The sequence below is a fragment of the Microcoleus sp. T3_D1 genome (assembly GCF_036700405.1).
In the GTDB taxonomy this organism is placed as follows: domain Bacteria; phylum Cyanobacteriota; class Cyanobacteriia; order Cyanobacteriales; family Microcoleaceae; genus Microcoleus.
In genome coordinates this window covers 52,650-73,610 of sequence record NZ_JAUBOV010000030.1, presented here as the reverse complement: position 1 = coordinate 73,610, position 20,961 = coordinate 52,650, and the positions used below count along the sequence as shown (strand labels likewise).

General features: G+C 46.6%; 20 protein-coding genes. 10 read left to right on the top strand and 10 right to left on the bottom strand.

Annotation, left to right across the window (positions count from 1 at the left end; all coding sequences use genetic code 11):
- Positions 1–39: 39 nt before the first annotated feature.
- Positions 40–1,113: a hypothetical protein gene (locus tag QT992_RS15580; protein WP_333337313.1), complete on the top strand. Its 1,074-nt coding sequence runs from the start codon at positions 40–42 to the stop codon at positions 1,111–1,113.
- A 74-nt stretch (positions 1,114–1,187) separates the two neighbouring features.
- Here QT992_RS15580 and QT992_RS15575 read toward each other — a convergent pair whose 3' ends face one another.
- Positions 1,188–1,421, bottom strand: coding sequence for a hypothetical protein (locus tag QT992_RS15575; RefSeq protein ID WP_333315852.1), 234 nt, complete (start codon positions 1,419–1,421; stop codon positions 1,188–1,190).
- 805 nt (positions 1,422–2,226) lie between these two features.
- On the opposite strand from QT992_RS15575, the gene QT992_RS15570 reads away from it, so the two are divergent.
- The 3 genes from QT992_RS15570 (at position 2,227) to QT992_RS15560 (ending at position 6,816) form a co-directional block, all read left to right on the top strand.
- Positions 2,227–5,037 (top strand): TonB-dependent receptor domain-containing protein, encoded by a 2,811-nt coding sequence (locus tag QT992_RS15570; RefSeq protein ID WP_333337311.1) that lies wholly within the window; start codon positions 2,227–2,229, stop codon positions 5,035–5,037.
- A gap of 342 nt (positions 5,038–5,379) precedes the next feature.
- The gene (locus QT992_RS15565) at positions 5,380–6,561 is read left to right on the top strand and encodes a PepSY-associated TM helix domain-containing protein (RefSeq protein WP_333337309.1); all 1,182 of its coding nucleotides are present in this window, start codon (positions 5,380–5,382) and stop codon (positions 6,559–6,561) included.
- Between the two features lie 102 nt (positions 6,562–6,663).
- Complete coding sequence (locus tag QT992_RS15560; RefSeq protein ID WP_333315855.1) at positions 6,664–6,816, top strand: hypothetical protein; 153 nt, start codon at positions 6,664–6,666, stop codon at positions 6,814–6,816.
- Positions 6,817–7,519: 703 nt separating this feature from the next.
- On the opposite strand, the gene QT992_RS15555 is transcribed toward QT992_RS15560, so the two are convergent.
- The 5 genes from QT992_RS15555 to QT992_RS15535 all read right to left on the bottom strand — a co-directional run bounded on the left by QT992_RS15555 (position 7,520) and on the right by QT992_RS15535 (position 11,539).
- Positions 7,520–7,954, bottom strand: a complete 435-nt coding sequence (locus QT992_RS15555) for a hypothetical protein (RefSeq protein ID WP_333315856.1) — start codon at positions 7,952–7,954, stop codon at positions 7,520–7,522.
- A gap of 30 nt (positions 7,955–7,984) precedes the next feature.
- Positions 7,985–8,950: an RluA family pseudouridine synthase gene (locus QT992_RS15550; RefSeq protein ID WP_333337307.1), complete on the bottom strand. Its 966-nt coding sequence runs from the start codon at positions 8,948–8,950 to the stop codon at positions 7,985–7,987.
- A 178-nt stretch (positions 8,951–9,128) separates the two neighbouring features.
- Positions 9,129–10,577 (bottom strand): RecQ family ATP-dependent DNA helicase, encoded by a 1,449-nt coding sequence (locus QT992_RS15545; RefSeq protein WP_333337305.1) that lies wholly within the window; start codon positions 10,575–10,577, stop codon positions 9,129–9,131.
- Positions 10,578–10,614: 37 nt separating this feature from the next.
- On the bottom strand, positions 10,615–10,980 hold the full coding sequence (locus QT992_RS15540; RefSeq protein WP_333337303.1) for a DUF4087 domain-containing protein: 366 nt from the start codon (positions 10,978–10,980) through the stop codon (positions 10,615–10,617).
- A gap of 175 nt (positions 10,981–11,155) precedes the next feature.
- Positions 11,156–11,539 (bottom strand): hypothetical protein, encoded by a 384-nt coding sequence (locus QT992_RS15535; RefSeq protein ID WP_333337302.1) that lies wholly within the window; start codon positions 11,537–11,539, stop codon positions 11,156–11,158.
- Between the two features lie 6 nt (positions 11,540–11,545).
- Here QT992_RS15535 and QT992_RS15530 point away from each other — a divergent pair, with 6 nt between their 5' ends.
- Both QT992_RS15530 and QT992_RS15525 read left to right on the top strand, forming a co-directional pair.
- Positions 11,546–11,755, top strand: coding sequence for a hypothetical protein (locus tag QT992_RS15530; protein WP_333337300.1), 210 nt, complete (start codon positions 11,546–11,548; stop codon positions 11,753–11,755).
- A 268-nt stretch (positions 11,756–12,023) separates the two neighbouring features.
- Positions 12,024–12,578, top strand: a complete 555-nt coding sequence (locus tag QT992_RS15525) for a M23 family metallopeptidase (RefSeq protein WP_333337322.1) — start codon at positions 12,024–12,026, stop codon at positions 12,576–12,578.
- A gap of 270 nt (positions 12,579–12,848) precedes the next feature.
- Here the strand turns inward: QT992_RS15525 and ftsH are convergent, their stop codons facing one another.
- Positions 12,849–14,783 carry an ATP-dependent zinc metalloprotease FtsH gene (ftsH, locus tag QT992_RS15520; RefSeq protein ID WP_333337298.1) on the bottom strand — a complete coding sequence of 645 codons (1,935 nt, stop codon included), beginning with the start codon at positions 14,781–14,783 and terminating at the stop codon, positions 12,849–12,851.
- A 519-nt stretch (positions 14,784–15,302) separates the two neighbouring features.
- Here ftsH and QT992_RS15515 point away from each other — a divergent pair.
- Positions 15,303–15,848, top strand: coding sequence for an NADPH-dependent FMN reductase (locus tag QT992_RS15515; RefSeq protein ID WP_333315862.1), 546 nt, complete (start codon positions 15,303–15,305; stop codon positions 15,846–15,848).
- Between the two features lie 254 nt (positions 15,849–16,102).
- Here the strand turns inward: QT992_RS15515 and QT992_RS15510 are convergent, their stop codons facing one another.
- Complete coding sequence (locus QT992_RS15510) at positions 16,103–16,333, bottom strand: hypothetical protein (RefSeq protein WP_190734279.1); 231 nt, start codon at positions 16,331–16,333, stop codon at positions 16,103–16,105.
- A gap of 131 nt (positions 16,334–16,464) precedes the next feature.
- Here QT992_RS15510 and psb32 point away from each other — a divergent pair, with 131 nt between their 5' ends.
- Positions 16,465–17,187, top strand: a complete 723-nt coding sequence (gene psb32 / locus QT992_RS15505; RefSeq protein WP_333315863.1) for a photosystem II repair protein Psb32 — start codon at positions 16,465–16,467, stop codon at positions 17,185–17,187.
- Positions 17,188–17,245: 58 nt separating this feature from the next.
- Here the strand turns inward: psb32 and QT992_RS15500 are convergent, their stop codons facing one another.
- A complete protein-coding gene (locus QT992_RS15500) occupies positions 17,246–17,629 on the bottom strand; it encodes a DUF4346 domain-containing protein (protein ID WP_333337296.1) in 384 nt (127 codons plus the stop codon).
- A 460-nt stretch (positions 17,630–18,089) separates the two neighbouring features.
- Between QT992_RS15500 and dcm the strand changes: the two genes are divergently transcribed.
- On the top strand, positions 18,090–19,124 hold the full coding sequence (gene dcm, locus QT992_RS15495; protein ID WP_333337295.1) for a DNA (cytosine-5-)-methyltransferase: 1,035 nt from the start codon (positions 18,090–18,092) through the stop codon (positions 19,122–19,124).
- On the opposite strand, the gene QT992_RS15490 is transcribed toward dcm, so the two are convergent.
- Complete coding sequence (locus tag QT992_RS15490) at positions 19,111–19,365, bottom strand: hypothetical protein (RefSeq protein WP_333337293.1); 255 nt, start codon at positions 19,363–19,365, stop codon at positions 19,111–19,113. The genes dcm and QT992_RS15490 overlap by 14 nt on opposite strands.
- Positions 19,366–19,830: 465 nt before the next feature.
- On the opposite strand from QT992_RS15490, the gene QT992_RS15485 reads away from it, so the two are divergent.
- A partial coding sequence (locus QT992_RS15485; protein ID WP_333377287.1) for a VCBS repeat-containing protein occupies positions 19,831–20,961 on the top strand: 1,131 nt, incomplete at its 3' end.

The window sequence follows — 20,961 nt, the reverse complement described above, 5'->3', positions numbered from 1 at the left end:
AGTTAAAAGTTGAATTTTTTGTGAATTATGAATTTGGGAATGTCGTCAGCAATATTAAGTAAACTTCAGCGAGTTGGACTCGCTCTCTTACTTGGTTCCAACTTGGGAATGGCTTTATTGTTTGCCAACCCTCACAGCGCATTGGCAGGAGTAATTACTTTACCCGATGGCGGACGTTGCGAGGGAGAATTGAGTGAGGGAAAACTCAGCGGCCCCGGCATCTGTCAATATGCCAACGGCGATCGCTACGAAGGCCAATTTATCAACGGCAAACCTCACGGTCAAGGCATCTATACCTTTAAAGAAGAAGGTCGATACCAAGGAGAATTTGCCGATGGTGAATTCAACGGTCAAGGTGTCCGGGAATTTGCTAACGGCAACCGCTACGAAGGAACTTTCAAAAACGGTGAGTTCGATGGTACAGGCACTTTTACCTCAACTAACGGCATTCGTTACGAAGGCTCTTTCACGAGTGGTTCCCCTAGCGGTCGAGGGGCTTTTACCTTCACTAATGGTACTCGTTGCGAAGGAGATATTAAAGAAGGAAAAGTTAACGGCAAAGGCGTCTGTGAATATGCTAATAAGAACCGCTACGAAGGAGAGTTGCTGAATAACTTGCCTCACGGACAGGGAATTTATACCTTTGCTGAAGGAGGTCGTTATGAGGGGCAATTTAGTGAAGGGCAGTTTCACGGTAAAGGGGTTCGCGAATATCCGAACGGCAACCGCTACGAAGGAGAGTTTGTCAAGGGCAACACTCAAGGTCAGGGGTTGTTTACTTTTAAAGAAGGGGGACGTTATCAAGGGCCGTTTGACAATGGAGAATTTAGTGGTGAAGGTGTCCGTGAGTTCGCCAATGGAAATAGCTATAAAGGCACTTTTGTCAAGGGTAAGATGAGCGGGAAAGGAGTTTACATTTTTGCGAATGGCGATCGCTGCGAAGGCGAATTTAGCGATGGTCAGTTCAACGGCAAAGGTACTTGCATTTACGCCAATGGCGATCGCTATCAAGGTGAATTCCTCAACGGGCAAAAACACGGGCAAGGTTCTTATCTATATGCAGATGGAACGAAGGTAGAGGGAAATTGGCAACAGGGGCAGCTCCAAAAATAATTGTTTTTCCTTTGACGCGCCACTCTCCTTCTGAAAAAGCAGTGAACCAATTTTAAGAGAATTGGGCTAGGTTTTTATTCCCTTTGGATCTCAAGCGGAGTTAGATACCCTGCTAGCCCCAGGGCTGTTTCATTCTCGCGGGCGATCGCGTCTAACTCTCGATAAGTCAAACTGGCGGTTTCAGTTTTTCCGTCTAACAGAAATGTATATTTCTGCTCTGGTTGGTGTAATGCTCTGTTTTGTAGGAGTTCTACTAAATTGGTACAACTTTCGGTGAGTTGGTTTCCCTGAATGCTTGCGTCACTCATCGATTCTTTTTACCTATAAATCTTGTTTGCAGTACGCCAACCAGTTGGGTCAAATTCTTTCCACATAGACTTTCTGTGAACAGTTGTTGGGCGTTACGACTCTGGCATCAGCGCGTTTGAGTCTTCAATCCGGGTATGAGCGCTTGTTTTCACGTTTTGTTGTCGATCGGGCTGTTCGGCTGCAGGCTCCGGGGCGATTTCAGTCCGAGCCAGCTTCGATATCAGCTTCAGGGGCTTTACGGCTATCGACTTTAAGCATATTAGGCTAGATGACATTTATTATCAAGAGTTGTCAACAAAGTTGTTGACTCTTCTCGTTTCCTATATGACAATCTTTTCTAACTCTGGTCATAGCATTTTAGGCGGGCGTTTGTCTGGTTCTGACCATCAACCATAATAGGCACCTGGTGTGCAACTAGTATAAGGGGTGACACCCCCTATCTAAAAATGCAATAATTTTTCATTAGTTAACTCTTGACAGATGCAAGTGCTCTGTTATCTAATTAAGGCACTTTCTCATTAAGCGCCCCGCGATTACTTCCTTTAACCGAAGAAGCTGCCAACCGTGGGCGATCGTCCAGAGCGCCACCGGACTGAGGCTTTCGCCCTCACGCGCCTCCTGTATTCCCAGACAAAGGCCACTAGCGACGGGAGAATCGGATCGAACTGCGCCCGACAACTGGGCCGGATCTTCCGCAGGTCAGTTTCAAGAGGCACACAAGAGCAGCAACGCTGCCACAAATCATGTTGTGCAAGCAACGCAAACCACATATCCGAAGTTCCATTAATTGTTGATTCAAGAGTAATGAATAGATCGCAGAAATTATTAAATAGCCTTGGGCTGGCAGGAGTCGTGTCGGCGTTAGTCGCTGGGCCGGCGTGCGCTTCCAACATCGCGCAGGTGACGGGCGTTCGCCTCAACCCCACGTCAGAAGGCATTGAAATCATCCTAGACACTGAAGATGGAAGACCCCTGCAAGTCTTCAGCGCCAGCTTTGGCGAAACTTTACAAGCTGATGTCATCACCGCTCAACTGCGACTACCGGGGGGAAATGAGTTTCGTCAAGACAAGCCTGCTGCCGGAATTGCTTCTGTCACCGTTACTCCTTTAGATAACAACAGCATCCGAATCAAAGTCGTTGGCGAGAGGGGTCAACCAGTGGCACAGGTGATTCCTAACGCTGCGGGTCTGATTCTCAGCTTAAAACCCACCTCGGAGATGACTGCTCGCCCGTCTGCACCTGCTCCTACAACACAGCGGCCGGGGACACCCGCAGCACCCTTGCCACCTACAGGGCAGCCGGTAGAGATACCCGCAGAACCTTTGCCACCTACAGCGCAGCCACCTGGGACGCCCCCAGAACCCTTACCGCCTACAGCGCAGCCACCTGGGACGCCCCCAGAACCCTTACCGCCTACAGCGCAGCCACCTGGGATACCCCCAGAACCCTTGCCGCCTACAGCGCAGCCACCGGGGACACCCCCAGAACCCTTGTCGCCTACAGCGCAGCCACCAGGCACACCACAGGCGGGGAGAGACCCGATTGAAATTGTCGTCACTGCAACACGAACCTCAGAAAGAGTGACAAACGTGCCGCGCTCTATAACGGTGATAGACTCAGAAGAACTTCGGCAGCAGGTAGGGCCATCGAGAGATATCGGGGAAGCTCTGGCAAATCAGGTTCCCGGTTTCGCGCCCCCGACTCAAACTACTGCCACTTATGGACAAACTTTGCGGGGTCGCGACGTTTCTGTTCTGATTGACGGCGTGCCGCAAACGACCAATCTTCAATCTTTTGTCAGAGATTTTAGAAACATCGATCCCAGTGCGATCGAGCGCATTGAAGTAGTGCGGGGGTCTACCGCAATCTACGGCGCTCAGGCTACAGGTGGCGTGATTAATATTATTACTCGCCGGCCAACTGAGGAAAGGCTAACTGCTGTTACTGAAGTGGGCGTCAGTAGCGCTTTAACAAACACAGAAGATGCTTTAGGCTTTAACGCTCAGCATACGATGTCTGGTCGAAGTGGCAATTTCGATATGACCGGCACTGTCTCGCTCGCCAGAAGTGGAGCTTTTTACGATGCCCAAGGCGATCGCATTCCCTTTTTTGAACTCGGCGGAGATAGCAGCACCCTCTTCAACGTCATGGGCAAAGTCGGGGTAGATTTGGACACCCAACAGCGGCTGCAACTAACTGTCAATCACTATCGGGAAACTCAAGATCCCAATGTGCTCGGAGACTCTAGCGTTGACGACCAGGAAGGACGGCAAAAAGCCCGCGCCATCCGAACCGGAAATTTGGATATCGCCGGGGAAACACCGGGAAATAGGAATACACTCCTCAACCTAAGTTACACCAACCAAAACCTTTTTGGCAGCAGCCTTCAAAGTCAAATTTACTATCGAACGCATTCCAATGTAGGTGTTCCTTCAGATTACCGCACGTCCGATTTCTTTGGGCCGTTTGTCGGTGTTACTCGTTCGCGCACCAACACCGAACAAATAGGAGGAAGGCTGGCGATCACCACTCCTTTATCGCGTGCCGAAAATCTTCGATTAACTTGGGGTTCTGACTATGTTACTGAAGATAGCAGACAGCGTTTCGACCTGTACGACACGGAGAGATTTGACGCAAGTGGGGGCCGGGTTTACCGGAAAATCTCCGAGCGTCCTTTCGTTCCTCCTTACACTTATGACAGCCTTGGCCTTTTCGGTCAATTGGAATGGAATATTGACGATATCGTCATTCTAAGTGGCGGGATACGTCACGAACGCGCCGGGTTAAACGTCAATGATTATACCACTTTTAACGAGCGCCAGATCGAAGGAGGCGATCGCAAATTTAACGCCACCCTATTTAATACAGGGGCTGTCTATAAAATTAATGACAACTTCAACATATTTGGCAACTTTTCTCAAGGTTTCTCAGTTCCAGATTTCGGCCGCATCCTCCGCCAACCCCCCGACAATTTTGTCGGAATTGAATCTTCGTTAGAAGTAACTCAACCGCAAAAAGTCAACAACTACGAAATTGGCATTCGAGGAGGGTGGCGAGCGGTGCAAATGTCGCTTGCCGCTTTTTACAATACCTCGGATCTAGGAATCAGTTTTCAACCAGTTGGCAACACAGGCCGCCTGGAACTCATCCGCGCCCCAGAACGCATTTACGGCTTAGAAGGGACTGTGGATTGGCAACCTGGACGAGCATGGTCGATCGGCGGGACTGCTACTTATATTCAAGGCGAATATGAGGAGGACAACCGTTACATCGCGATCGATAGCAGCCGAATTCCACCGCTCAAGCTAACAGCTTATGTTCAAAACGAAACTTTGCCGGGATGGAACAATCGTTTACAGTTATTATATTCTGGAAATCGCGATCGGGCCTTCAAAGACGGCTCGGATGGCGGCCCGATTAGCAGCTATCTCACACTGGATTACGTCAGCGCGGTTAAAATTGGCTCTGGGCTGCTACAAGTCAAAGTCGAGAATTTATTGAATAATCAATATTTTCCCGTGCTCTCCCAATACTTAGCTGGATTTGGCTCGGACACCTCTAATTATGCAGGCAGAGGTTTGACTCTCAGTGTTAATTACCGCCTTAACTGGTAATTACAGCAGATTGCAGGTTTAGGAGGTAGATTCAATATCCCCCGTAGGGACACTCCAAGAACCCATTGGTGTCAATTTAACGTCAAACCGACAGTCCGGCAGGGGTTTAAACCCCTGCCTCAAAGCTAAAGTCCTCTAAAAGAGGACTGAAGGACTCATACCAAATCCGGGTTAAAAACCCCTTTATTGCTGGAGAGGGGGAGAGGGGGAAAAATTAGCTCGCCAGTTCAAAAAGGGGGTGAGTAACCCGGATTTAGTATCATTAGTCCTCTTGAGAGGACTTTAGCTATTAGACAGGGGTTTCAACCCCTGGCGGACTCGCGGGCCCACTAACGGACTTGAATGAGAACAGTTAACGGCTTTGAGAAAAATTTCGAGATGAAGTTCCGCAAACTCGCATTCAAACTGCACTTGTATTTGGGGTTGGTGGTAGGAATATTTCTAGCAGTAATTGCTTTAACCGGCAGCTTGCTGGTTTTCGGCCCCGAAATCGAGCGGTTCTTCAATCCCCAACTCCTGCAAGTAATTCCTCAAGCCGAACGCATACCGCTGGAAAATGTCCTGCAAATTGTCCAAAAAGCTTATCCGCAAAATCAAGCTCTTAGTATTTTGCTGCCGCGAGCAGCGAAGGAAGTTTGCCAAGTTTCGATGCTTTCAAAGAGTGAGGAAGTAGTTAGCGTTTATGTCAATCCTTACAGCGGAGAAATTAAAGGTGCGCGCCTTTGGAAAGACAGTTTTACAGGTTTTATTTTGACGTTACACGCAGAATTAGCGGGAGGAGAACTCGGTAATCTTTTTGTAGGCATTTGCGGTCTAGTAATGCTAGGAATAACTTTTACTGGCTTGGTATTGTGGACGGGTTGGCGCAATTTGGCTCGCGGATTCTCTATTAATTGGAAAGCTCACTGGCAGCGGACTGTATTTGATTTACATAACGTTTCTGGCATTGTATCGGTCGCTTTTCTCATACTAATTTCCGCTACAGGGACAGCGATAATTTTTTACGCGCCGGTTGAATCGACTCTGTATTGGCTAACGAATGAAAAGCCACAGCCAGCATTGACTTCTCATCCCCACTCTAGCAGTTCGAGGCAAAACCTTGATGAAATATTACACCAAGTTAATACCGTTTGGCCGGAAGCTACAACCACTTTTATTTCTCTGCCTTTGACGCCTGAAGCAATTTTTAAAGTACGGAAAAAATTTCCCAACGAGCCGCACCCAAACGGGGTTAGCACCATTTATATAGACCAATACAGCGGCAAAATATTGCAGGCTGACAGTGTAAATTCAGCTTCTGTAGCAAATCGAATTCTCAGCTCGCTTTATCCGCTACATATTGGCAGCTATGGCGGAATTTACTTGCGACTGGCACACGCGATCGCAGGATTAGCAGCGTTTGTACTGTTTGTTACGGGTGTACTGATGTGGCGACAGCGGCATTTGGTGAAATTTTACCGCAATCAGGCGAGACAGCAATATGAAGAATTATCTCCACTTAGCCAGCAATGGCCTTGGTTTTAATGAGAGCGGCGTGGGATTTTATGCGGGTCTCATTCTCCTGCCTAAAAACCCCTAGCCTCGGAATTTTAAATCCTATTAATCGCGTATTTCATGCAAAAATTTATGCAACTCTGGCTGGGACAAACTGCTTCGATGATTGGCAGTGCTATGTCCGCGTTTGCGCTGACTGTTTGGATTTGGGAGTCCACAAGTCAAGCGACGGCTTTGGCTTTGTTGATGTTTATGAACAAGGTGATACATCAATTAGGAAAGTAGCCGCCAGATTTGATGTAAGTAAACGGTTTTTCTTCACGGGGTGACAATGCCGTCAAAACGTCCGTATCATCAGGGACATAGCCCTCAAACCCCTCTGAAAAAATGGTAGCTTGTTCCGTCTTATTGCCATTAATTCCTCAATCATTTTTTCACAACATTCTATTCCTATTACCCAAAAATGACCATACAATCCCATCCAAAAACTACTATGTCGGCGTATAGTTCGCGGTTCTTCTTTGATGCGCCCCACATATTTTTGAATACCCATTTTTTTAGTTGTCTTTGGAAACAATTTTGGTAAAATGGAGGTAACATTGTATATAGATGGGGTTGCTTATAAAATTTACCCCATCTTTTTTTACCATAAATCGGTCTAACCTTTGTTAGCTATGGGTCAAGACGGGGTTGTCACCCCCTGAACTATCTGCCTTCATCTGCGTTCATCTGGGGTTTCCTTCTTGCATCAAAGATTTAGGCAAGAAGTTTAATGAAAAAAAAGGAAGGGGAAAAAAGGTTTATATAGCAATCCTAAATGATTATACTCGTTACCAGGCTCTGCCTGGTAACGCATATCCGGAGGAAGAGCCTCCATTGTCGCAGCCGAGGCAGAGCAAGAGTGACATCGGTTCCCAGGCAGAGCTTGGGAACCAGTTAACCAGTTATTGAAACTGATTTAGGATTGCTATAGTAAGGAATTTAGTCATTAAAAAGGTAAAGGATCTGGTTCTGACGGTAAGAGGCTTACGCCAGTATAAGCTGATTGGAGTCGATCAAAAATGTATTCAAAAGCTTCTTCAAAGTGTCTGGGTTCATCAATGAGAATCTTGAATTCGTGACCCCAAGGATAAACGGTGACAATGAAATTGTCAATAACTTTGTTAACACTCAAAGATATTTCGACTGTTTCGCGATCGCCATTTTGGGGATTTTCTGGATTTTCGCAAACATCGATCGCACCATCAAAATACAGAATGCCATTGTCATCAAACTTCTGATTTTGGTTGTGAATCGGGCATTCCAAATAATCGCTCATTTGCTTGATAAAAATTTCACTAAAATCCTGACAAGCTTCGCAGGATTCGCGGTATGCTTGCCGGGATGCTGCGTAAGCTTTGCAAAGTTCCTCAAATTTAGACATAGAAATTACCAGTGTTAACTGCCCAACATATCAAGTGTGAGAGCGCAATCGCAATATTTTCAACAAGGTGTTGAATTGATCGGGTAAAGGTGCGATCGCCTCTATTAATTCTCCTGTTACGGGATGCTGCAATGTCAGCCGCCATGCGTGGAGGGCTTGTCCGGTTAAATTGACGCCGATGGAACGGTTGGAACTGTACATCGGGTCGCCGACAATGGGATGTTTTATCTCCGCTGTATGCACGCGAATTTGATGGGTGCGGCCGGTTTCTAATTGATAGTGCATTAAGCAATAGTTGCCGATTCTTTCTTTGATTGTCCAGTGAGTAACTGCGGGGCGACCGCCTTTTTCTACTGGTACTACCGCCATTTTTTTGCGGTCTGTGGGATGCCGCCCGATGGGTAGGTCTATTGTGCCTGTTTCGGTGTTGGGAGTCCCGTAAACTATGCCTAAATACTCGCGGCGGGCCGTTTTGGTTTTGAGTTGGGCTTGCAGGTGTTGGTGGGCTATGTCGGTTTTGGCGATCGCGATCGCACCTGTTGTATCTTTGTCTAATCTGTGCACGATTCCCGGCCGCTGAACTCCGCCTATTTCTGCTAGGGGACAGTGGGCTAACAAAGCGTTGACTAATGTACCGTCTTGGTGTCCGGCGGCTGGGTGGACGACTAATCCGGCTGGTTTGTTGATGATAATTAGGCTGTCATCTTCGTAGAGGATGTCGAGGGGAATTGCTTCGGCCTGCAACTTTGTGGGCTGGGCTTCGGGTAATGTGAGGTGGATGCGATCGCCCGTTTTTACTGATATTTTTTTCGAGGTGCAGGTTTCGTCGTTGACTTTGACATTGCCTTGTGATATGAGGCTTTGGATTCGCGATCGGGATAAGTCCGGTATCTGGTTTGACAGCCAAATATCTAATCGCTGATTGACATTACTGCGATCGAATTCCTCTGTATTTTCTACTGTGTAAATCTGTGCCGCAGTGTCTGTTTCTATCATTTACTTTCTTTGGTAATCGGTAATCGCTAATTTAAAATCGATCGATTTGTATGCAGTACATATCTTGTAGGGCCGGGTTTCACCCATAATAATTGCCTAAAACCAATAATCTCGTAAACCCGCCCCCACGAACACGGTAAATCGAAATCTACATCTTTCAAGATACAAGAGACTGGTTTCACCGACAATTATCGCAGTGGCCGCACTGCATAGATTTCGCCTCATTGGCAAACCCAAAAGCTTGCAGCAAAAATTGCCACCTGCACTGCCGATATTTCAAATATTTTACCATTTCTTCCGCTGCGGTAAAAGTTGATTTTTCCGCTTTTTGCTGTGGAGATTTATTAATCGCATAATTAAAAGGATCACGCCATGTTAATTGTCCGCTGCTGTGCAAGATTGAAAGGGCGATCGCGCTTTCAGGAAATTCGCGGGAAACTGCTTCTATATCCCCTTTAACTGGCAGTTTTTTGGCTAATTGCTGAGCTTCTCGGTATTGCGATCGCAATTTATCTTGAAAAAATTCCTTTCTTTGTTTATCTTCAGGATAAAGCAAACCCGTCGGTTCGCTAATCAATGTCAGGGCGATCGCCGATTTGCCGTCGCGTCCGCCTCTACCAATTTCCTGAATGTATTCCGATAATAGCAAAGGTGCTTGATAATGAACAACCCACCGGACATCGGGCTTATTAATTCCCATCCCGAATGCTGAGGTACAAGTCACGAATTTAAGCTCATTGTTCAGCCAAGCTGTTTCTATTTTTCGTCGGGATTCTGGACTTAAACCTGCATGATATGCTGCTGTTTCATAACCGGCTGCTTCCAACAACTCCGCCAAGCTTTCGCTATCTTTCCTAGTGCGGACATAGACTAAACCAGCTTGTTTTGGTCGAGCTTTAATAAAATTTAATAACTGCTGCTTGCGTCCTCTCGGCGTCCAGACTGTTTGCACTTGCAGGTGCAGATTAGAACGGTACGGACTTAGCAGAAATGCTTCGGGTTTTTGCAGTTGCAAGACATTTTTGATTGTCTGCTGTGCTTCCGGGTTGGCGGTAGCGGTGAAAGCTGCGATCGCAATTTTACTGTTTGCTGGTTTAGCTTTCAACAAAGCCGGCCGCACTGTTCCCAAACGGCGGTAAGCTGGTCGAAAAGTATCACCCCACTGCACTAAACAGTGAGCTTCATCTAATATTAAACCGTTAATTTGAATGTGCGGCTGACTGATAATTTCCCAAACTGGTTTGCTGAGTAATGTTTCGGGAGACAGGTACAGCAATCTTAATTTGTTTTGTTGCAGCGATTGCATAGTTTTTCGGCGCTGCGCTGTTGGCAATTGACTGTGGAGGAGGGAAGCGGGCAGATTACGATCGCGCAATTCTTGTACTTGATTTTCCATCAGTGCGACTAACGGCGAAACTACGAGAGTTAAGCCTGTTTGTAACAAAGCTGGCAGTTGAAAGCAGATTGATTTGCCACCACCTGTCGGCATAATTATAATTGTATCTTTTCCGGCTAATAAACTACCGACGATTTCTCCTTGCGGCGGTCGAAAGTCGTCGTATCCCCAAATTTTTTGGAAGGTGGCGCGGGCTTGATTTAATGATGTTACTTCGGGTTGAAAGTTCATTTGACTGAGTTAAAAAAATTGTATGGTTTCGCCACAACTAACGAATTTTTGGCAAATTCGGATCTTTTCGACAAGTCGAGAGTGGTAATTCTTCACCACCTTGTATCGTGGTAATTCTCATTCGATTTCTATCTGTCACCACATTTAAACAAGCACACCCATATCCATAATTAACATTAATTTTGACATATTCATCGTCGTTAAAAGGAGGAATATTGTTGATTCCTCCGGCTTGATATCCCCCTTGCACCGAGATAGTCCATTGAGCATCTTTGTCTTTGAGATACCAATTAGCAGGCGTGGGATTGAGCAACCATCCGCACCTGGTTTCAGCCGCTTTTGCAGGAATAATAACCATCGAAAAAGATGAGATGATTGCAGGTATCAACCACTTGAGTTTCATAGCTTTACATCCTAATTTTTGAGCGACAATCATACAGGAATTACGCGCTTCGAGAAAAGAAACAGAAACCTGGTTTTTTAGCGAATCTGCCGGTGACAACGAAGTATTGTCGCAAAAACCAGGTTTCTAACTACCTGCGCGTAAGTCCTGTCCAAAAACCCAAATCCCAAATCCCCTAAGACTCCTCGCCGTCTCGGCGACCGAGCTCGTACACGCCGCCACCAATACAGGCGATCGTACCCATAGATACCGCCCAACCAGTACCCAGAGAAAATTCTACGCCCCAATTGCACAATCCGCCCGCAATCAAAAAGGGCACAATGCTCAACAGCGAAGCGTAAAACGCATTTTGGGCTTCCCTGGCTTGGCGGGTTCTTTCAAACTCGGATTCCGAGGTGTAGAGGGATCTCTCGGCAAAGTTCATCCAGCGGTTGAGTTGCAGGATTACCCATTCTGTGAGGGGCGACAGGCCCCAGTACAGGGCCAAAGACCACAAGGACGCACCGGCGATCGCAGTTGCGTCTATGGCAAAACTAAAGGGAAAAATTTCAGTAAGCATTGCTTGATGTGTTATGAATTTGAAATTTTGAATGACATCCAAAATCCCGGAACTAACTATAGTGTCAAGCAAAAGCTCGATCGAATTCAACCGCAGCACGAATTCCTCAGCCAATTTTTTTTTATCACCCCTGGACATTTACCCGGAAGCCTTGACACGGGTTTTGGATGGAGTAAGATACACGTTGTTGATAAACTGATTCGCGATCGCGGGTAGAGCTCAAAGCCAATCTTGCAGCGAATTGGCATAACTTACATCTTGCACCCTTCTCCGAAACGGGCTTTCCGGCGCGTTCGACAAAGAATGATTTTTTTGTGGGCTGGGCCGGAAAGCTCGCCCCTGAAAGCTTTATTGACAAGGGTGCAAGATGTGAGCCTAACAGACAACGCAAACTCCCACACACATTTAACTTTGAGCCGTGAAAAAAATCCTGCAAGACTCTAGAGGCCCGCTGACGGCAAAACGCTTTTTTCGTCTCAGACAAATGCTGCTGCTGGCACTTTCGATCGGCATTGTGTTGATCGGCCCTTATTTGCAGCAGCAGGTGGTCAAAGCTCAGTCAGGTTTACCAACCAGAGTAGCGACGGGTAATTTGTGGCAAGAAGCTTCTTTTCCAGTCGAAAACTTTGAAACATACACTTCCCCCTTCGGCCCCCGTGGCGGGGATTTTCATTACGGTTTGGACTTGGCCGCCCCGGAAGGCAGCTATATCCGCAATTGGTGGGGGGGGCAAGTTGTGGAAGTTTGGGAAGATGGCCGATGCGGCACTGGTATGGTGGTGCGATCGGGAAATTGGGAACACATCTACTGTCACCTCAGAGGCCGAGTGCTAACGGCTAACGGCGGGCGTTATTATACCGATCGCGAAGGTACTTTGCAAATTTGGCAAGGTCAAACAGTGCCTGCGGGTGCGAGAATTGCCAGAGTTGGGATGACCGGCCGCACGAGTGGGCCTCACTTGCACTGGGGATTGAAGTACGGCGGCCGCTGGGTAGACCCGGCTTTGGTACTCCGGGAAATGTACTCCCAACAATCTTAATTGGTCATTAGTCATTAGTCATTAGTCATTAGTCATTAGTCATTAGTCATTAGTCATTTTTATTGGTTTGTAAGCTGTTCTGCATTTAAATTGTCTGTCAAAAAACAATCTAACTCTTGTGGGGTGGGCGTCCCGCCCGCCCTGAATATGCAATTTAAAGGCGCGACAGCTTAGTAAGGAATAAAGTCCTTATTTTTTCGGTAATGAGGACTAAAGTCCTCACTACAAACTTGAATAACTAATGACTAATGACCAATGACTAATGACTCTTTACGTTGGGGCCAACTCTTTTTTTGTCAACTCGGTGTACCGAGCTACAATTTGGCGGAATTCGTCGCCGTCGATCGTTTCTTCATCCAACAGCGCTTCGACAAGTTTGTCTACCAAAGCGCGGTTTTCGCGGATAATTCGGCGAGCTTCTTCGTAGCACTCAAAGGCAATTTCCCGGACTTGGCGATCGATCTTGATTGCCATGTCTTCGGAATACTCACTTCGCGAATTCCAGTTCTGCCCCAAAAACACCTCATTGTTCTGACTTTCAAAAGCCACAGGCCCCAAATCCGACATTCCATAAAGCGTTACCATCTTCCTAGCGAGGCTGGTGACTTGTTTGATATCCTCGCTGGCACCGAGAGTTACTTCGGCAGCGCCGTAAATTTCAGCCTCCGCCGCCCTTCCCCCCAAAGCTACTGTAATCCGGCTTAACAGCCAAGCCCGACTCATCAAACCTTCGCTGTCGATCATTTCGTCGTCGTACACATAGCTAACAAAGCCTGCGATGCCGCCGGAACGGGGAATAATCGTCACTTTATCTATTGGGTCAGTATTTTTGAGCATCGTCCCGACTAGGGCGTGTCCGATTTCGTGGTATGCTACCATCCACTTTTTCTTGCTGTCCAGCAGCGGGTTAAGGGTAAGCCCGATCGTGATCCGGTCGATCGCGTCGTGAACTTCTAAGTTACTAATCGTGTCTTTGCGACGCCTCGCAGTGAGAATAGCTGCTTCGTTGAGCAAGTTTGCCAAGTCGGCGCCGGAAAAGCCGGGAGTGCGGCGGGCGATCGTGTCTAGGGCAACTTCTGGGTCGAGTTTTTTGTTGCGCGCGTGAACTTGCAAAATCCCCAAACGCCCTTTGTAACTGGGCAAATCTACCGTTACTTGTCGATCAAACCTGCCGGGCCGCAGCAGGGCGGTATCGAGTACATCGGGCCGGTTAGTAGCTGCAATCACAATCACGCCGCTGTTACCCTCAAAGCCGTCCATTTCTGTCAGCAACTGGTTGAGAGTTTGTTCGCGTTCGTCGTTGCCGCCGCCGATACCAGCGCCGCGCTGCCTTCCTACGGCGTCTATTTCGTCGATGAAGACGATGCAGGGCGAATTTTCTTTAGCTTTCTTGAACAAGTCGCGGACGCGGGAGGCGCCAACTCCGACAAACATTTCGACAAATTCAGAACCGGAGATGCTGAAGAAGGGGACGGCTGCTTCGCCTGCGATGGCTTTTGCCAGCATTGTTTTGCCGGTTCCTGGAGGCCCGATTAACAGAACTCCTCTGGGAATTTTTGCGCCGATGGCGTTGAAGCGTTCGGGTTTTTTGAGGAAGGTTACGACTTCTTGCAGTTCTTCTTTAGCTTCTTCGATGCCTGCTACGTCGTCGAACATCACGCCGGTTTTGGCTTCCATTTGGAAACGGGCTCTGGATTTGCCGAAGTTCATGGCATTTCCTTGAGATTGGGTCGATCGGCGCAGGATGGCCATCAGCACTGCCAACACTGCAAAAATCACTAGCAAGTTTACTACTAAACTGACTGCGGCGGCGTTGTCGGCTGTTTGTTTGACTTCAAAGTCAATCTTTTTGGCGCGGATTTGCGAGTACAGTTCTCGGTTGTTGTAGTCGAAGAGAGTAACTGATTGGGTTTGATCGCTTTTTTGATTTTTAAGCTTAACCTTGGCAGTTTTTTGAGTTTCGTCTACTTCGATTTTACTGACTTGCCCTTTTTCTATGTTGTCGATCAGTTGGCTGTAACTCATGGTGTTTGGCGCGCTGTCGGCAAACACCGGGGTCGAGAGCAATATTCCTTGAGAAATCACCAAACTGCCCAGGATGCGCCAAAGATTCCGTCCTGGAATTGATTTTTTAGGATTCTGGCTCGACTTGTCTTTGTTTACAGCTAGATGCCCCAGCCATGCGTGTTTCCAAGAATTTTTCATATTGCTTTGCCCAAGGTTGAAGACTGCCAAGATTGACCGCTTGTGGTTTGCTACGTTCATTTATTTTAACAAGAGGGCGGGTGTTGAATGGGTTTATCTCTCACTGGATCTCCAGATACCCCTCTTGAGGGGGGTTTTGAATCCACGGCTTCCTCAAGAAACCGGGTTTTTTACGTAATCTGCGGGCTATAACCAAGGATTTTGCTCAAAAAACCCGGTTTCTGGGCCCCCTTCACTGAACTTACCCACGCATCCTCAAGAAACCGGGTTTTTTACCTAATCTGCGGGCTATAACCCAGGATTTTGCTCAAAAAACCCGGTTTCTCGGCCCCATCCGTAAATCTAAAATCTAAAATCGATTGATTTTGCTCAAAAAACCCGGTTTCTCGGCTCCGTCGGTAAATCTAAAATCTAAAATCTAAAATCTAAAATCGATTGACAGTTGCCGATCGAACTTGCTATGTTAATCATACTCGTAATGAGTACGTTTTAGTAAAGCAGTTATTGTTTTTAAGCTTTATGGTAAAAATTGTCGGCATTGGTGGAAGTTTGCGGGCTGGCTCCTACAGCCAGTTAGCGTTGAATGTGGTAGCAGAACGGGCCGAGGCCCTGGGCGCGGAAGTTGAAATATTGGATTTGCGATCGCTCAATCTGCCCTTCTGCGACGGTGAGAATGATTATCTCGATTACCCGGATGTGGAAAAGCTGCGAAATGCGGTTAAGCAAGCCGACGGCTTGATTTTGGCAACGCCGGAGTATCACGGTAGCGTCAGCGGTGCTCTCAAGAATGCCCTGGATTTGATGAGTTTTGAGCATTTGGACGGGAAAGTTGCGGGTGCGATTAGCGTTTTGGGAGGGCAAGTTAACAGCAACGCACTCAACGATTTGCGCGTGATTTTGAGATGGGTGCACGCTTGGGTAATTCCCGAACAAATTGCGCTCGGACAAGCTTGGAAAGCTTTTAGTCCAGATGGTAAATTGTTGGATGAAAAACTGTCGGAAAGGTTCGACGAATTTGCTCGGAGTTTAGTAGAAAATACGCGGAAATTGCGAGGAATTTCTTAGCAGACGGCTTGCTTTCGCCAGGAGTCATTGGTAATTGGGAATTGGGAATTGGTAGTAACTAACCAATAACCAATAACTAATGACTATTGGTAATGGGTAAGGAGTAATTTGTATTGGTTATTGGCAATTGGTAATTTGTAGCAACCAACTACTGACTACTGACTAATGACTACTGACTAATGACTAATGACTACTGACTACTGACTAATGACTAATGACTACTGACTAATGACTACTGACTAATGACTACTGAGTTAAAATGGCATATCGATCATGTCTCCGAAAGGATGGGGTACGTCGATCGCCATTCTGCCGGGTTTTGACTCATATTTGTCTATCCACTTTTTGGCCAATTCCAAAGCTTCCTCCTCAGTCTTGGCATTTTGGACGGCGACGTGGCGGTTGCCGCGGCTATCCCAAACCTCGACGTAGAAGACTTTCTGGGATTGAATAATCCAACCTTTATAAGTGTCTGCTGGTTCCATAGTGAGAATCCTAAAATAATCGGGGGGGAGTTCCACAGGCGAGCTAATTGTAAATATTGCCCTGCATAAAATGAATTTTACGGGGGTTTCTATAGTATTTTTGGAAAAAAGTCAGTTTTACGGTTAACCTCATGACCCGACTCCTGAAGCAATTATTTAACTGGAGAAAATATCTCCAACCTTTAGCCGCGGCGATCGCGATCGCCCTAATCGCATCCCAGATGGCGGTATTGCCGGCATTGGCGACTGGCGTTTACGAAATGCCGGTGTTGTCGGCGGGCGATCGAACTTGGGTGTTCGACAAAGGCGACGTACTCAGCCGCAGCAGCGAAAGCAATATCAGCAGCGTGCTCGACAACCTGGAAAACAAAACAGGGAAACAAGTCCGATTTGTCACCATCCACCGCTTAGACTACGGCGAAACGACTGCAACTTTCACCGACCAACTGTTTGAACAGTGGTTTCCCACAAAAGAAGACCAGACTAATCAAATTTTACTCGTTCTCGACACTGTTACCAACAGTGCGGCAATTCGGACGGGGGAAGGGGTGAAATCCCTGCTAACCGATGAAATTGCCCAGAGTGTGGCCGGGGAAACAGTGCAAGTGCCGCTGCGGGAAGCCAATAAATACAACGAGGCATTTGCGGCTGCAAGTACGCGCATTGCAACTGTTTTGTCGGGCGAACCCGATCCGGGTGCTCCTGAAGTTGTTGACAACATTCAAGTTGAAGGCACGTTTAAAAAAGCGGAAGAAACAGACCAAGGTAATGCCACAGTTGTTGTGGTTGTGCTGTTGGTATTGGCGACAGTGATTCCGATGGTGACTTATTTCTGGTATCAAGGTTTTTCGTAATCGGTGCTGCTAAGTCCGATCGGTTGCCATTTTGTCAAGAAATTCTGGCAGGGCTGCACTAATCTTGAACGTATTCTCGATCGCTCAACAATGCAATTTCTGCCCGTACAAATTCCCGTCCCAGATAAGCCGCGTGATCTAACATTGTCACCGGGCTGGGGCGGGTTTCTTCTAGGATTTTGACACAAAGTTCTTTGGCCGTTCTGCCTGTAAAAAGTGTGACCTCTGTGCGTTCTACTTTGCCACGGGCGGGGATGGGTTTACCAGTTTCGGGATCGATGGCGAGGCCTCGATCGTCGATGATGTTGGTGAAATGTTTGGCACAGATTAAGCTGGTTTCGCGATCGAGATAGATGATGAAGTAGCCGCCCGGATCGAGATCCAGGTGCCGTTTGGATAGCTTGTCATCGATTGCGGTCAGATTTTCCAAGGTTTGACTCATGGTTGGTGAAAGGAAGTAGACAATAGCTGTGATTTGTTCTGCTATTTCTAGTTTAGTCGGCTGCGGGACAAGTTTGGCAGGTTGGTTGGTTGAATGCGGGAGAAGTTTCGGGCGATCGACATTCTATCCGATATCTGTGGGGAGAGGGCATTGCCGTGTCCGGCGCTGGCTGGTGCGACTTTTAATGAGTGGTATAAGATTGAGGACTGTCATAAGACTTGTTGAACTTGATAGAATGAACCGCAGAGAACGCAGAAAGCGCAGAGTGAAATAAGACAGAGAAACAAAATATGTTATCACTGAGATATTGCACCATTTGCAATCAGCTTTTCAATGCCGGGTTGTCCTGCCCACCACCAGAAATTCACTCTTTGTGGAACAGGCCGGAAAGCCTGTTCTTGAGAATACTGCTCTTCGGTGAGTTATCATTGGGGTGAGTAATTTTTGGATTAAATTATAAATGAAATTTATAGATTTATTTTCAGGAATTGGAGGTTTCAGACAAGGGTTTGAAAAATTTGGCTGTGAATGCGTTTTTTCCTGCGAAATTAACAGCAAATGCCGACAAGTTTACACGGATAATTTTGGTGAGGTTCCTTTTGGAGATATCAGTAAAATTAATCCCGTCGAGTTAGAAGACTTTGATGTTTTAGTCGCCGGGTTTCCGTGCCAACCTTTTAGCATCTGTGGCAAAAAGCTAGGTTTTGAAGATACTAGAGGTACGCTATTTTTCGAGATTTGTAAAATTATCAAAATCAAGCAGCCTCAAGTTATCGTTCTCGAAAATGTCAAGCACTTAATCCATCACGACAAGGGAAATACCTTAAAAGTAATTATTGCCAGTCTTGAAGATTTGGGATACAGCGTGAATTACAAAACGCTGAATGCTAAAGACTTTGGAATTCCTCAACATCGTGAAAGAATATTTATTATTGCAACTCAAGGTAAACCATTCAATTTTTCTCGGCTTAAAACCCAGTTGACTCCAAAACTCTGGGAATTTCTAGACGAGACAGGGGATTTTGAAATATTGGATAAATCCGAGTATACTTTAATTGAGTCTCCGAGAAAGCAAGATTCGGGACTTTTGTTTGTAGGTTACAGAAATAAAGGTACTTGGAAAACTGGCGTGAGGCCCAATACAGAACATTTATCGAGAGTTCACAGACAGCCTAATCGCATTTATTCGGTAGATGGAGTGCATCCGACTATTCCTTCGCAAGAAACATCGGGCAGGTTTTTTATCTACATTCCTGAGCAAGATATGGTGAGAAAGTTGACGCTGAAGGAATGTTACCGCCTTATGGGTTTTCCTGAAGATTTTAAGAGTTATCCGAGTGCGGGGGAAAGTTACAAGCAAATTGGGAATTCGGTTTGTGTGCCGGTGGTGGAGGCGATCGCGCAAGAAATCTTAAGTCAAAATTTATTGTCAAATGAAACGAAGGAATTGCCATCTGATACACTCCGAGAATATTTCTCGTTCATTTTTCATTAAACCACTCTAGCCAATAAACTAAAATTGCTCCTGAAGTAATATCTTCTGAGGCATATTCCTCACTGTTTTGATGATAAATGTAAGCTTTCTCATCAGAAGAGTGCGGGCAGAATAAGCATACTCTCCGATCGGCATTTATATTTTGCCAAGCCAGTCTAATACTGCCTCTGTCATCTGTACCGGTTGAGGCTTTGGGAAAACTGTTTCCCATGCTATCGTAGGCTTCTACAACTAACTTCATAGCTGTCCTGAAAGCATATTCAGTCGGTCTTAAAATTCCGTAGTCATCCTCTTATTCTAAATCTAAAATTTCGATCAAACGTTCGATAGTGACGCGGAAATTTGATAAACCGCTATTGCTATTGCTATCAGTAATATGTTCCTTAGCTACAGTCATAAGATTAAATCCCTTAAGTCGATCGCTAATTTGATGGTGAATTACGTGAGTGTCACACTCAAATCAACTTGTATGGTGCCGGGCGACGAAGTTCTAGGGCGATTATTCAAGGTCTCTGATTCCGGGACACCCTACTAATTGGGCCAGTTGACCTTAGTCCTATTTATGCTAACACAGCCTGGGACAGGCTCAGGGCGGGGAAAATCAAAAATCAAAAATCAAAAATAGATTGACTTCGTTCAAAATTCCTGTAATATATAAAATATTCATCAAAATTTATACATAAATAAAAATTAGAGAGGTCGCAATTTGAACTTCTCGCGTAAAGATGTATCGCTAAATACGAACCCACTGTCACTGACGGTGACCGACTTCGATCGAGATGGCCAACCAGACTTAGTTGTACCGAATTTAGGCCGCAATAGCATCTCATTGTTTGCTAATTCGGGCTCCGGCAACTTTGCTTTAAAATCTGACGAATCCGTAGGAAGCGCCCCCACCATCGTTTTAGCTGCAGATTTTGTTAGTGGAGACAACCGACCAGAACTCTTGGTAGCGAATAGCGGAGACAGTAGCATATCATTTCTGTTAAATACTAAATCTGGCTTCATTAAATTTCCTGCCTTTAGCTTTGGTAATCTGCCTTTTCCAGACGCGGCGCTCGCGGCTGATTTCGATGGAGATAATAAACTAGATTTCGCTGTCGTCAATGGGACAGGGAATGTGGCGGCTGTGATGCTAAACCGTGGTTTGAGCTTTATTTTGCAGCCAGCCATTCCTGTTGGCAGCAATCCTCTGGCGATGACGGCGATCGACTTTAATGCTGATGGGAAAATCGACTTGGCGATCGCGAATCAAGGTAGCAATAATGTGACTTTGTTGCTGAATGCTGGTGCTGGCAACTTGACAAAACTGCCAGATATAGTTGTTGGAAATTCTCCCCAGGCGATCGCCACAGCCGATTTTAATGGTGACAGCTTCCCTGATTTGGCGATCGCGAATGCAGGTAGCAACAGCATTTCAGTTTTGTTGAATTCTCAGGGTAGCAGTTTCACCAAACAGCCAGATATTACTGTTGGTAATTCTCCAAGCTCGATCGCCACAGGTGACTTGAATGGCGATGGTTTCGCTGATATCGCGATCGCAAATACAGGCAGCAATAGCATCTCTGTACTGCTAAACTCTGGTTCTGGCAGCTTTACGAAACAGGCAGACATTCCAGTAGGCTCGCGTCCCTCCTCACTCGCGGCGGCTGACTTCAATGGTGATGGCAAACTCGATCTTGTTGTGGCGAATGAGTTGAGCAAAAGCTTCACAGTGCTGATCGATGAGGGTACTCCAGAGCCAACTCCAACACCGGTGACAACTCCAACACCGGTGACAACTCCAACACCGGTGACAACTCCAACACCGGTGACAACTCCAACACCGGTGACAACT